This is a genomic window from Embleya sp. NPDC059237 (assembly GCF_042754105.1).
Classification (GTDB): Bacteria; Actinomycetota; Actinomycetes; order Streptomycetales; family Streptomycetaceae; genus Embleya.
The window spans coordinates 551,000-563,375 of record NZ_JBHZAE010000006.1 but is presented as its reverse complement, the minus strand read 5'-3'; the positions used below and the strand labels follow the sequence as shown (position 1 = coordinate 563,375).

At 73.6% G+C, this 12,376-nt stretch carries 11 protein-coding genes; all 11 read left to right on the top strand.

What is annotated here, in order from left to right:
- The first annotated feature begins 14 nt into the window (after positions 1–14).
- Entirely contained in the window at positions 15–1,982 is a 1,968-nt protein-coding gene (locus ACFXKZ_RS22060) for a phage tail sheath family protein (protein ID WP_380002613.1), read from the top strand.
- Between the two features lie 84 nt (positions 1,983–2,066).
- Positions 2,067–2,504, top strand: coding sequence for a phage tail protein (locus ACFXKZ_RS22055; protein WP_078981626.1), 438 nt, complete (start codon positions 2,067–2,069; stop codon positions 2,502–2,504).
- A 2-nt stretch (positions 2,505–2,506) separates the two neighbouring features.
- The gene (locus ACFXKZ_RS22050; protein WP_380002670.1) at positions 2,507–2,899 is read left to right on the top strand and encodes a hypothetical protein; all 393 of its coding nucleotides are present in this window, start codon (positions 2,507–2,509) and stop codon (positions 2,897–2,899) included.
- The gene (locus ACFXKZ_RS22045) at positions 2,821–3,042 is read left to right on the top strand and encodes a DUF6760 family protein (RefSeq protein WP_380002669.1); all 222 of its coding nucleotides are present in this window, start codon (positions 2,821–2,823) and stop codon (positions 3,040–3,042) included. Before ACFXKZ_RS22050 ends, ACFXKZ_RS22045 begins: the two co-directional genes overlap by 79 nt.
- A gap of 129 nt (positions 3,043–3,171) precedes the next feature.
- A complete protein-coding gene (locus ACFXKZ_RS22040) occupies positions 3,172–3,942 on the top strand; it encodes a hypothetical protein (protein ID WP_380002612.1) in 771 nt (256 codons plus the stop codon).
- A complete protein-coding gene (locus tag ACFXKZ_RS22035) occupies positions 3,939–4,637 on the top strand; it encodes a LysM peptidoglycan-binding domain-containing protein (RefSeq protein WP_380002611.1) in 699 nt (232 codons plus the stop codon). Before ACFXKZ_RS22040 ends, ACFXKZ_RS22035 begins: the two co-directional genes overlap by 4 nt.
- On the top strand, positions 4,634–5,869 hold the full coding sequence (locus ACFXKZ_RS22030) for a phage late control D family protein (protein ID WP_380002610.1): 1,236 nt from the start codon (positions 4,634–4,636) through the stop codon (positions 5,867–5,869). The genes ACFXKZ_RS22035 and ACFXKZ_RS22030 overlap by 4 nt, the downstream gene beginning before the upstream one ends.
- Before the next feature lie 175 nt (positions 5,870–6,044).
- Positions 6,045–6,698, top strand: coding sequence for a phage baseplate assembly protein V (locus ACFXKZ_RS22025; protein WP_380002609.1), 654 nt, complete (start codon positions 6,045–6,047; stop codon positions 6,696–6,698).
- An 89-nt stretch (positions 6,699–6,787) separates the two neighbouring features.
- Positions 6,788–7,066, top strand: a complete 279-nt coding sequence (locus tag ACFXKZ_RS22020; RefSeq protein WP_126638728.1) for a PAAR domain-containing protein — start codon at positions 6,788–6,790, stop codon at positions 7,064–7,066.
- 2 nt (positions 7,067–7,068) lie between these two features.
- Positions 7,069–7,521, top strand: coding sequence for a GPW/gp25 family protein (locus ACFXKZ_RS22015; RefSeq protein ID WP_380002608.1), 453 nt, complete (start codon positions 7,069–7,071; stop codon positions 7,519–7,521).
- A 613-nt stretch (positions 7,522–8,134) separates the two neighbouring features.
- Positions 8,135–12,373: a hypothetical protein gene (locus tag ACFXKZ_RS22010; protein WP_380002607.1), complete on the top strand. Its 4,239-nt coding sequence runs from the start codon at positions 8,135–8,137 to the stop codon at positions 12,371–12,373.
- The last annotated feature ends 3 nt before the right edge of the window (positions 12,374–12,376 follow it).

The following is a 12,376-nucleotide window of genomic DNA, read 5'->3' as shown; positions in this document are numbered from 1 at the left end:
AGAGGACGTCCGCCATGGCCGTGCAGGTCTCGTACCCCGGCGTCTACATCGAAGAGACCGAGCCCGCCGCGCCCATCCAGGGCGTGTCGACCAGCATCGCGGCGTTCATCGGGATCACCGCGCAGGGGCCGATCGCCGAACCCACCCTCGTGACCAGCCCGGACGCGTTCACCGCGCTGTTCGGCCCGCCCGTCGACGGTGGCGATGTGCCCTACTACCTGCCGCTCGCCGTGGACGGCTTCTTCCGCAACGGCGGCACCCAGTGCTTCGTGCTGCGCGTGGGCACCGCGACACCGGCCGGGGTCGACCTGCCGGGGCGGGCCGCCGGGGCGCCGGCCGTAGCCCGGGCGGTGGCCCGCCTCGACGGTCCGGACGGCGAGGGCGGCTCGGTGAAGATCGCCGACTCCAGCGCGCTGGCCGCTGCGTTGACCGCGGCCGGCGCCGGTACCGACCTGCCCGTGGTCCGGGGCGGCGCGAGCATCACCGCCGTCGACGCCACCCGGAGGGTGCTCACCGTGAACGCGGTCGACGGCCTGGCGGTGGGCGATCGGGTGGTGGTGGCCAAGGGCACCGACCGGCAGACGTTGCGGGTGAAGTCGGTCCAGGCGCCGGACACGGTCGTGCTGGCGAGCGGCCTGTCGGGCACCGTCGACTTCGCCGGCGGCACCGTGACCGGCGACGATCTCGCCGCCGGGGACACCGTGTTGCGGCTGACCGTGCCCGCCGTGATCGCGCTGCGCCCACTGGTCCCGGTCGGCTCGTCCGTGCGGATCTCCGACGGCACCAATACCGAGTGGGGCATCGTCGCGGCGGTCTCCAACGACACGATCACCCTGCGCAAGCCGCTCGCCAAGGCGTACAAGCTCACCGCGCCGACGCGGGTGGCCACCGCCGAGTTCGACCTCACCGTCACCGACCGCAACGGCCGGGCCGTCGGCTATCCGGGCCTGTCCACCACCCCGTCGCATCCGCGCTGGTGGGGCGGGCCGACGGTGGCGAGCGACTACCTGCGGATCGTGATCGCGGCCGACGCGCCGATCCCGGCGGGCGATCCGCGCCCCAAGGCCGGAACGTACGCCCTCGCGGGCGCCGCCGCCGACGTGCCCGCCACCTCCTGGGCCGACGTGGCGAACAAGATGCCCCAGCACCTGAACCTGCTCCGCCCGATCGACGAGATCAGCCTCGTACTCGCACCGGGCTGCACCGACACCGGCGCACAGCGGGCGATCGTCGAGCACTGCGAGTCGTTGTACGACCGCTTCGCGATCCTGGACAGCCTGCCCGGCGTCGACGTGGTCACGGTCAAGGCTCAACGCGCCGACCTCACCGGCGCGTTGGACAAGGGATTCGCGGCGCTCTACTACCCGTGGATCCAACTCCGCGACCCCGCCAAGCAGGCGGTGGTCCTGCAACCGCCGTCCGGCCACGTGGCCGGGATCTACGCGCACACCGACGCGACCCGAGGCGTACACAAGGCCCCGGCCAACGTCGGCATCGCGGGCGCGCTCGGCCTGGAGCGGCGCCTCAGCGACGCCGATCAGGGCCTGCTCAACCCCGACGGGGTCAACGCGCTGCGCATCCTGCCCGGACGCGGCTCGCCGGTGGTGTGGGGCGCGCGCACCACCACGGGCGATCGCAACTGGCAGTACGTCAACGTACGACGGTTGTTCCTCTACCTGGAGGAGTCGATCCAACTCGGGCTGCGCGGCGCGGTGTTCGAGCCCAACGACCTCGAACTGTGGGGCAAGCTCAAGCACACCCTCACCGAATTCCTCACCCGGGTCTGGCGCGACGGCGCACTGTTCGGCGCCAAGGCCAAGGACGCCTTCTTCGTCCGCATCGACGAGGCGCTCAATCCGCCGAGCACCCGCAAACTCGGGCTGCTCTACATCGAGATCGGCGTACAGCCGGTCTACCCGGCCGAGTTCATCGTGGTCCGGATCGGCATCTGGGACGGCGGCGCGGAGGTCAGTGAGCAGTAGCGGGCGCGCGGCGGCGCGAGACCGACCGGTACGACACCGACCGGTACGACAGGGCAACGGCAACGACAGGCAGCGGAGGGCGCCGTGAGCACGGGCGATATCCAGGATCCCTTTGTCAATTTCAACTTCAAGGTCGAACTCGACGGGATCATCCGCGTCGGCTTCCACGAGGTGAGCGGCCTCGACGCGACGGTGGACGTGATGGAACACCGCGAGGGCGGCTGGAACATCACCCCGTACAAGTTCCCCGGCCAGGCCAAATTCGCCAATATCATGCTCAAGTGGGGCATGACCACTGACACCGAACTGTACGACTGGCACCGGCAGATCGTCGAGGGCGACATCGTCCGCAAGAACGGCGCGGTGCTGCTCCTGGACCGGCGCGGCGTGGTCACCTCGCGCTGGAACTTCGTCCGCGCCTGGCCCACCAAGTACACCGCCCCGCCGCTCACCGCCGAATCCAACGACATCGCGATCGAGACCCTGGAACTGGTCCACGAGGGCCTGGAGCGGGTGCAGTGACCATGTTGCGGATCGAACACGACTTCACCCTCCCGGTCGGACTCCTCGGTGACGACGGCACGTTGCACCGCGACGGGACGATGCGGCTGGCCACCGCCGCCGACGAGATCCTGCCGCTCGCCGACCCGCGCGTGCAGCGCAATCCGGCCTATCTGTCGGTGATCCTGCTCAGCCGGGTGGTCACCCGGGTGGGCGCGGTCGAGACGGTCACCCCGCGCACCATCGAGACGCTGTTCGCCGCCGATCTGGCCCACCTCCAGAGCCTGTACAACCGGATCAACAGCGTGGACGAGCCGGACACGGCGGCCGAGGGGTCCTGCCCGAACTGCGGCGAGGAGGTCCGTCCGGGCCACGAGCGCCTGGGGGGATCCGCGGATATCCGGTCGATCGGCTGAGGGAGGAGATCGCCTTCGTCGCCTACCACCTGCACTGGTCGCACGCCGAACTGATGGACCTCGACCACGCCGAGCGCCGCCGGTGGGTGGAGCGGGTGTCGGCGATCAACCAGCGCCTCAACGAAACGGCGGGCGGCGGCTGACGTCGCGGATGTGAAAGCGCCGAGTCCAAGCCGGCGCGGCGGGCGTGGATGTGCGTCCGAGCACTACGGGCGTCGGGCGCGATGGGGAGCACCGGTCATGAGCGTGGGTATCGGGAAGGGAGTTCGACCGTGATCGTCACGGGAGCACGTCCGCCGTCGGCGGGGTGGCCGGTTCGGGCCGCCGCCTCCTCGATGCTCGCCGCCGTTCGGGCCCGGGTCGAGCCGGGCGCCGGGCGGGGCCGGGCGACGCGGGTCGAGGAGCGGGTGTCCGGGGCCGCGTTCGTGCTGCGGGTGGCGCCGCGCGCGCCGAAGCCTCCGAGGCCGCGGGCGATTTCCGGGCGGGTCGCGGATATTCGGCGGTGTGCGCATGTGCGGCTCGACGTTCGGGTGAGCCTGCCGCCGATGGTGGCCCTCACGCGGGTCGAGCGGCTCGACGCGGGTGCGGCGGCCGGGCTCGGGGCGGTCGGCGGGCTGCCGGTACCGGTGTTGCGTACCGGGTCCGCCGCGGCCGGCCGTGCGGTGGTCGAACGGGCGCGGATGACCCGGAAGTTGTACGAGCGGGGTGCCGGGCACGGTCGGCGAATCGAGGAGCCGGGCGGACGGCCGACCGCGACGTCGCGCGGTGCTCGGCCCGGCCCGCCCGGGGCAGCGTCCTTTGCGCGGCCCCCGACCGCGTTGACGTTTGCCGCCGCTGCCCGACCCGCGCCCGCCCCCGACATCGTTGTGCCCGGGTATCCCGCCGATCCGATCGCGCGGGACCGGACCGCGCAGCCGTCCCGCGCCGCCCCGGCCGTCTCCGCGCTCACCTCGGCGGATCTGCCGCGTCTGGTGGACGGCGTGGTGCGGGAGATCGACCGTCGGGTGCTCGCCCGCCAGGAGCGTCGGGGGTGGAGCCGATGACCGTGATGGAACGCGCGACGATCACCAATTCCGTCACCGGCAAGCTCACCCGCGTGTTGTTCAACCCGGAGGACTACACGGTCAACCGGGAGACCACCTACGCCCAACTCCCGGTCCCCGGACTGTCCGCGCCGATCGTGCAGTTCGTGCACGGCAACGCGCAGACCCTGGAGATGGAGTTGTTCCTCGACTCCCTGGAGGCGAACGACCAGGCGGGCGCGGGCAGCGACGTGCGGGTCCTGGTGCGCCGCGTCGTCGACCTGATGGACATCGACCCCACGCTGCACGCGCCACCGCCGCTGGTGTTCGCCTGGTCGAGTCTGACCTTCACCTGCGTACTGACCCGGGTTGCACAGAAGTTCGTGATGTTCAAGCCGGACGGCACCCCGGTGCGGGCCCGACTGAGCGTCACGTTCAGCGAGTTCCGCAACGTGGACATGGAGGCGAAGGAGGTCAAGCGGCAGACCTCCGACTACACCAAGGCGCATACCGTCGTGGCCGGCGAGACGTTGCAGTCGATCGCCTGGCGCGAGTACGGGTCCGCCACCGCGTGGCGGCCGATCGCGCTGCACAACGGGCTGGACGACCCGCGGGTGTTGGCCGTCGGCGACACGCTGCACATCCCGCGCCTGCCGTACCGGGATCGTGGTACCGACGAGGTCTTCGACGCGCCGCCGCCGGAGGTGCCGGCATGACCGTGTTCCCGCACTACGCACCGGAGATGCGGTTGCGGTTCGCCGGGCGACCCGCGCCGGCCGCGGTGCGCGGCTCGGTCACCGGGGTCACCTGCCAGACGGGCATGGGCGACGCGGACCGCCTGGAGGTCTCGCTCGCCAACGAGGCGCTGCGTTGGCTGGACGATCCGCTGTTCGGGCTCGACACCGAGGTGAGCATCGCCCTGGGCTACGCGCCGGACGAGCCCCGCCGGTTGTTCACCGGCGAAGTGGTGGGCAGCGAGGCGACGTTCCCCGCCGACGGTATGCCGATGTTGCGGGTGATCGCGCAGGATCGCCGGACCCGGCTCGCCGCCGCCTCGCCCGCGCGCTGGTTCGGGGTGCCGGTGCCCAAGCTCGGCGTACTGCCGCTGCCGGACCTGGTGGTCGCGCCGCTGCTCGCGGTCGAACACGGGATGATTCCGCTGCTCGACCCGCTGGGCGCGTTCCTGTCCGCCGCCCTGGGTGTGGTTGACGTGGTGGCCTCGGTCGAGGACCCGAGCATGCGGCAGCGGGTGGTGCGGCGGCAACACTCGGAGACCACGCTCGACTTCCTGCGCAAGATCGCCGCGGAGAACGCGTGGGAGCTGATCGTCGAGCACGACAGCGAACCGTCGGGTTTTGTGCTGCGGCTGATGTCGCCGGCCGCGTATCTGTCGCCGGACGTGACGCTGCGGTACGGGAGTTCGCTGATCGAGTTCAACCCCCGGATCAGCACCGTCGGCCAGGTGGGGCGGGTCTCGGTGCGGGTCTGGCGGTCGGAGATCGGCCTCGAACTGACCATCGCGGTCGGCTACGACTGGGACCGCCGGGCGCTGACCATCGAGGTGGTGCCCGGGTTCCAGGGGCCGGAAGGTCAGGGCGGCCCCGCGCGCGAGGTGCTGCTCGTGGACGAACCGGTGACCATCGCGACCGCGCCGCGACTGATCGTGTCCAAGCTGCTGCCTCGGCTGAACCGGCGTACCACCGCGAGCGGTTCGTGTGTAGGCGATCCCCGAATCACGGCGGGGCGGGTGTTGCGGATCGAGGGTGTGGGGGAGACGTTCGGCGGCCTGTGGCGGGTGGTCTCGGCCCAGCACACCCTCGACGGCGGCGGCTACCGCACGTCCTTCGACCTGCGCAAGGAGATCTGGTTCGGGGGGATCCCGCCGGCCGCACAGGGCGCGGTGCGGGTGCAGGGCGGGCTGTTGTCGCTGCCGGCGCCCAATTCGTAGGTGGCCTAGGTGAGTTGTTGCCGCCGAACGCCGAATGCCCAACGCCGAATGCTCAACGCCGACTGTCGACCGCCGACCGAAGCGCCGACCGAATCCGCCACCGATGACCACCACCCGCGCCGTGTGCGCGGACCGGACCGATGTTCCGACCGCTCGACTTCCCGGGAGGACCGGCATGTTCGAACCACTCTTCGACGCCCTCGACGACATTCACGAGTCCGACAGCCCCCGGGTGACCGGCGTCGCGCCCGCGACCGTGGTGGACAACCTCGACCTGACGGGGGCCGGGCGCGTGCAGATCCGGTACGCGTGGTTGCCGGGCGTCGAGCCGTGGGCACGGGTGTGCGCGACGGTGGCGGGCAACGGGTCGGGCGTGTGGTTCATGCCGCAGCCGAACGACGAGGTCCTGGTCGCGTTCCGCAATGGCGACGTGCGCGAGCCGTACGTGCTCGGCGGGCTCTGGACGATGACCTCGCGCCCGCCCGCGGCCCTGCCCACCGACTCGATCACCAAGCGGGTGATCCGCACTCCCGTGGGCCACGAAATCGCCATCGACGACCTGGTGCAGAAGCTCACCCTGAGCCACACCCTGGGCCACTCGATCGAGATCGCCGCGGACGGGATCACCCTGTCGGTGGCCGGCGGCGCGGCGGAGATCTCGCTGAGCGCGTCCGGCGCGGTGACCATCACCGGTACCCGCTCGGTGGAGGTGACCGGCCTGGATGTGAGCGTCAAGGCCGGCAACGGCCTGACGGCGAACGCGACTCGGGCGGACATCCAGGCCGCCGCCACGTGCAGCATCCAGGGCGCGCTCGTGAAGATCAACTGACCCGCCGGGCCGGGTCCGCGCCCACGACGTCGCATCCGAACGCACCCCCGGCCACCCCATGCGATCCCACCACACCCGAGGAGGCAGCCGTGCCTGCTGCAGCGCGTGTCACCGACCCCACCGGACATCCCGGCATGGTCGCGGGACCCGGCGTGGCCACCGTGCTGATCGGTGGCCTGCCCGCCGCCGTCCAGGGCGACATGCACGCGTGCGCGTTCCCGCCGCCGGCCGCGCACCCGCCGTCGCCGTTCACCAAGGGCTCGGCGACGGTGCTCGTCGGCGGTCGTGGCGCGCTGCGGCAGGGCGATCTCGCCGGCTGCGGTGCGCCCGTGGTGGCCGGCGCGCCGACCGTGCTGATCGGAGGTTGACGGTGGCCGAGCCGAACGCGCCGCTGAATCCGGATCCCGCGCAGCGCACCCCCGACGACGCCGCCGTGCTGGGTCGGGGCTGGGCAGCGCCCGCGCACCTGGATCCGCTCGGCGAGGCGGCGCAGGCGTCCGGGCCGGAGAAGGTCCGCCAGTCGGTGCTGCTGATCCTGGGCACCAGGCGCGGCGAGCGGGTGATGCGCCCCGACTTCGGCGCGGGCCTGGAGGACCTGCTGTTCGAACCGGTCACCGCGGCCACCGCCGCCGTGGTGCGGCTGCGGGTGGAACAGGGCCTGATCGCCTGGGAACCGCGGATCGACGTGCTCGGCGTCGAGGTGTCGGTGGCCGACCGGGCGGCGGGCCGGCTGAACGTGAGCATCGACTACCGGATCCGCGCCACGAACACCTTCTACAACCTGGTCTACCCGTTCTACCTGCACGAAGGAGCAACCAGGTGAGGGCATCGAGCGGACGCGCGGCGCTCGGGCGCGGGCGAGACGGTGGCGGGGTCTGCGGGTGCGGGTGTGGGCGAGGGAGCGGCCGGGTGGGGGCGTCGAGGGGGCGTGTCGCGGTCGGGTGCGGGTGCGGGTGCGGTGTCGGGGTGGTGCGCGGGTGCGGGTGTGTGCGAGGGCGCGGCCTCGTGAGGGGGCCGAACGGGCGTGCCGGGCGCGGGCGCGGGTGTGGGCGCCGAGGTGGCGTCGGCTGGGTGCGCGGTGGCGGGTGTGGGCGAGGGAGCGGCCGGTTGAGGGCGTCGAGTGGGCGCGCTGCGGTCGCGGTCGGGGGTGGGCGAGGTGTTGGGGTCGTGCGCGGGTGCGGGTGTGGGCGAGGGCGCGGCCTCGTGAGGGGCCCGACCGGGGGTGCTGCAGGTGGGTGCGGGCGCGGGTGTGGCGGCGGGCGTGCGCGTGGGGCGGTCCCGGGTCGAGTGGGTGGGCTGCGGTCGCGGTCGGGTGGGGGCGTGGGCGCGGTGTCCGGGCGGTGTGTGGTGGGTGCGGGTGAAGGGGTGGGCTCGTGAGCGGGGTGCGTGGGCGGGGTGAGGTGGTGGCGGCTTTGTTGGCCGTGCGGAACGGGTGGGTGCCTGATTGGCATCCGACGCCGGGTGGGGCTTCGATCGGGGTTGCGCATGGCTTCGGGGCGTTGTTGGCCGCGCTTGAGGAGCGGCTGACCGCGTTGCCCGATCGGCAACTCGCCGCGCTCCTGGACATGGTGGGCGTGTCGCTGCTGCCCGCTCAGGGTGCCGACACGACCGTGTTGCTGCAACCGCTGCCGGGTGTGCCCGACGCCCGGGTCACCGCCGGCTCGCGGCTCGGCGCCACCGTGCCCGGACAGGACGCGCCGCTGGTCTTCGAGACCCAGGAGACGGTGGCCCTGGCCGGCGCGCCGCTGGTCGAGGTGTGGAGCGTGGATCCGGGCGCGGACGCCGCCGCCGACCACTCCGCCGATGTCCTGGCCCGCCGCCCGGTCACACTGTTCACCGGACTGCGGCCCGCGGTACGGGAGTTGTACCTGGCGCACGACACGCTGCTCGCGTTCGCGGGGCGGGCCGTCGTCGAGGTGGCGATCGCCCTCACCCGCCCGGCCTCGACCGCGCTGCGGGTCGGCTGGGCCTGGTGGGACGGCGCCGACTGGCGGCCGTTCGCGCCGTGGGGCGATGGCGACGACGCCTCCCGCGACGGCACGGCCGGACTGACCCGCTCGGGCACGGTGCGGCTGGTCGCCCCCTGCGCGACAGCCGTGACCACGACGGTCGACGGGATCGACGGCTACTGGATCCGGGCCCGGCTCGACTCCGCGCTTTCGGCGCAACCCGGTTTTGTGGTACCCGAGTTCGCGCACATTCGGCTCGCCGCGGAGAGCACGCATGCCCGGATCGCGCTGTTCGCGCGTCCCGCGACGGGCGCCGGAACCACCGTCACCGTGCGCGCGCCGTACGGGACGACCGCGCCGGCGACCGTGACGCTGCATGTCGCGGACACCACCGCCGGCGTCAAGGAGGACGTGGCCGGGCAGCCCGACAAGCCGCTCGCCGTGGCGGGTGGCCACGCGGGCCACACCGTACGGTTCGGCGTCACCGTGCCGCCGACCGCCGCCGACACCTTCACCGCCGGCACCGCCGCCCCGAAACCGGGCGTCGACTACTTCCCGCTCGACGACCCCGACGACCTCACCGCGCCGCTCGCCCTGGACACGCCGCTGCACCTGGACCTGACCCTGCGCGCCGGGCTGGCCCCGGACAAGGCGGTCGCCGACGCGCAAGCCGTCGATCTCACCCGGGCGTTCACCCCGCTGGGCCCGGCCCCGGTACGCGGCAGCGCGTTCCACGTCGCGTGCGACGCGGCCTTCGGCAAACCCGGCGCCCGGGTGACCGTGGTGGTGGGCCGACCGCGCACCGCGGCCGAGGAGGCCGACCAGCGCACCGGCGAACTGACCGGCGGGGTCCAGAACGCCAAGGAGTTCCGGGACAAGACCGTCGCCGACATCCGCGCCGTGGCGACGAAACTGGCCGCGCTCACCGCCGTCACCGGCGACCTCGGTCGCGCCGTCGTCTCGCCGCTGTCCGGCGAGGACCCGGTCGGCTGGTACACCGGGGTCAAGACGCACATCCGCGACGCGCTCACCGCGCTCGGCACCGCCGCGCAGACCGAACCCGGCCTGTTCGCGGGTGTCGGCAACGCCCGCGACCACGTCAAGGCCGCGCAGACCGCGGCCGACCCCGGCCCCGACCTCGCCGCCGCGCTGACCGCCCTCGGCGGCGCGCCGCGCGCAAGTGCCGCGCTGCTCCTGGCCACCGCCGACGTGGCGGCGCAACTGTCCGCCGGAGCCAGTGCGTTGGCCGCCCCCCGGGCCGCGCTCGCCCAGGCCCTGGCCGGCGGCAGTGATGCCCAAGTGGTCGCCGCTCACGGGCCGTTGGCCGGCGTACTCGCCACCGTGCTGGCCACCCCCACGCCCTACCTCGCGGACACGTCGCTGCCGTCCTTCCTCGCCGCCGACCCCGTCGCGTTCGTCGCCGACGTGACCGCGCGGATCGGCGCGGCCAAGGCGGCCGTCGACACCCAGGTGCAAAGAGCCCGGACGATCGCCACCGACCTGGAGAACCTGGCCCCCGAGGACCTGCTCAAGGCCGTCGCCGGCGCGCAGACCCCCAATCAGCTCACCGCCCCCGAGGTGACCTGGGAATACTTCGACGGCACCCGCTGGCGACCGATCGGCGCCGCCGGCGCCCCCGCCGTACTCGCCCTGCAACGCTCCGGGGCGCTGCACTTCACCGTCCCCCGGGACTGGGCGAGCGCGAGCGTCACCGGCGACGAACGCCGTTGGCTGCGCGCGAGGTTGGAACGCGGCAGTTTCTCGTTCCTGCGACAGGTGAGCTGGACCGACAAGTCCGGCGTGCTCAACTTCCTGCCCGTGGTGGAGCCGCGCCCGCCGATCCTGGACCGGTTCGAGGTGTTCTACCGCCATCTCGCCGGACCGGACGATCCGGCCCACACGCTCGCGCTCGACGACCACACGCTCTCCGACCTGACCACCCGTCTTGCCTTCCCCGGACCCGGCGCCACGCCGTTTCGACCGATGGCCGAGACCGCTCCGAGCCTGTACCTCGGCTTCGACGGCGAATTGCCCGCCGACCGCCTCGGGCTCTACGTCGAGCCCGCCGACGAGGACCCCGACGCGGTACCGGTGCGGCCCACCTGGGAGGGGTACGACGGCACCACGTGGGTGACGCTGGCCGGCGACGACGGTACGGAGGGGCTGACCCGCACCGGTGTGATCGGCCTGCTGTGGCCCGGCACCTCCGGCGCGCCCGGCGCCCCCGTCGCGGGCGCCGCCGACCACACGGTGACCCTGCTCGGGCGCGGCGCCGCGGCCCGATTCGCGCCCGGCGACCGGCTGTTGCTCACCGACCTGCGCGGCGGCGAGCCGGTGACGGTGGCCGCCGCCGACGGCGAGACGCTGACCGTGCGCGACCGGCTCACCCGCGCCTTCGCCGGCGGCGAACTCCGCGACGCGCCGCCGGCCCGATTCGGCACCCCGCGCACCTGGATCCGGGCCCGCTTCCCGGCGGAGGCCGACCCGCCGCAGGCGGCGCTGACCGCACTGGTCCCGGGTGGTGCTCGGGTGCGGCAGGTGCAGACGGTCACCGACGAACTGCTCGGCTCGGCCGACGGCAGCGCCGGACAGGTCTTCCAGGCCCTGCGGATCCCGGTCCTGGACGGCGCCGTGGTCGAGGTACGCGAACTCGACGGCGACCGGGCGGCGGTCGATCTCCCGCTGCTGCAACGGGAGTTGGGGGAGCGGGCGGCGGGCGCGCTGCGCCTGGTCGGCGACCCGCGCACCGGCCGGACCACCGAGGTGTGGGTGCGCTGGGACGAACTGCCCTCGCTCGGCCTGGCCGGCCCGGCCGACCGGGTGTACGTGTGCGACCACGCCACCGGGCGCCTGCTGTTCGGCGGCGACGGCCACGGCCGGGTGCCGCCGGTGGGCGCGGACAACGTGCGGCTGCGCAGCTACCGCTCCGGGGGCGGTGCGATCGGGAACGTACCGGCCGGCGCGATCACCCAGGCGATCAGCGCCGTCGCGGTCGGCGGAGTGAGCAACCCCCGTGGCGCGAGCGGCGGTACGGACGCGGAGCGTTTTCCCGACGTGCTGCGTCGCGGGCCGGCGCTGCTGCGACATCGGCGGCTCGCGCTGACCGAGGGGGACGTGGCCGCGCTGGCCCGGGAGACGGTACCGGCGATCGCGGCGGCCCGCGCGCTCGGTGCCCGGGATCGGCACGGGCGGGTGCTTCCGGGCGTGGTCCGGCTCGTGGTGGTGCCGCGCGACGGTACGCAACGGCCCGCGCCGACCGGGGAGTTGTTGCGGCGGGTCCGGGACGCGGTGGGTGCGCGGATGCCGGCGGCGGCGCGCCTGGTGGTCGAGGGGGCGCGCTATTTCCCGGTCGGTGTGGCCGCGACGGTGCGGCCGATGCGGGCCGGCGACGCGGGGCCGGTGCGGGGTGCGGTGCTCGCCGACCTGGCGCTGTTCCTGCATCCGCTGGACGGCGGGCCGGGCGGGACCGGCTGGCCGTTCGGGCGCGGGGTGTATCTGTCCGATCTGGCCCGGCGGCTGGAGGCGGTACCGGGGGTGGACGTGGTGACCTCGTTGGAGCTGACCGTGGGCGGTGTGCCGGCCGGGGACGTGGTTCCGGTCGACCCGGACGCGGTGGTGTGCGCGGGTCCGCTCGCGGTGCGGTTGGCCGGGGCAGCCGGGGCAGCCGGGGCAGCCGGGATGGCCGGGACGGCCGGGTGGTCCGCGGGTCCCGGAAGGGAGTACTGAACC

What these genes read in the sequence shown, in the direction of transcription:
- ACFXKZ_RS22030 (WP_380002610.1), top strand. Translation starts at nt 4,634, where the DNA reads ATGACCGTGTTCCCGCACTACGCACCGGAGATGCGGTTGCGGTTCGCC.
- ACFXKZ_RS22025 (WP_380002609.1), top strand. Translation starts at nt 6,045, where the DNA reads ATGTTCGAACCACTCTTCGACGCCCTCGACGACATTCACGAGTCCGAC.
- ACFXKZ_RS22060 (WP_380002613.1), top strand. Translation starts at nt 15, where the DNA reads ATGGCCGTGCAGGTCTCGTACCCCGGCGTCTACATCGAAGAGACCGAG.
- ACFXKZ_RS22050 (WP_380002670.1), top strand. Translation starts at nt 2,507, where the DNA reads ATGTTGCGGATCGAACACGACTTCACCCTCCCGGTCGGACTCCTCGGT.
- ACFXKZ_RS22035 (WP_380002611.1), top strand. Translation starts at nt 3,939, where the DNA reads ATGACCGTGATGGAACGCGCGACGATCACCAATTCCGTCACCGGCAAG.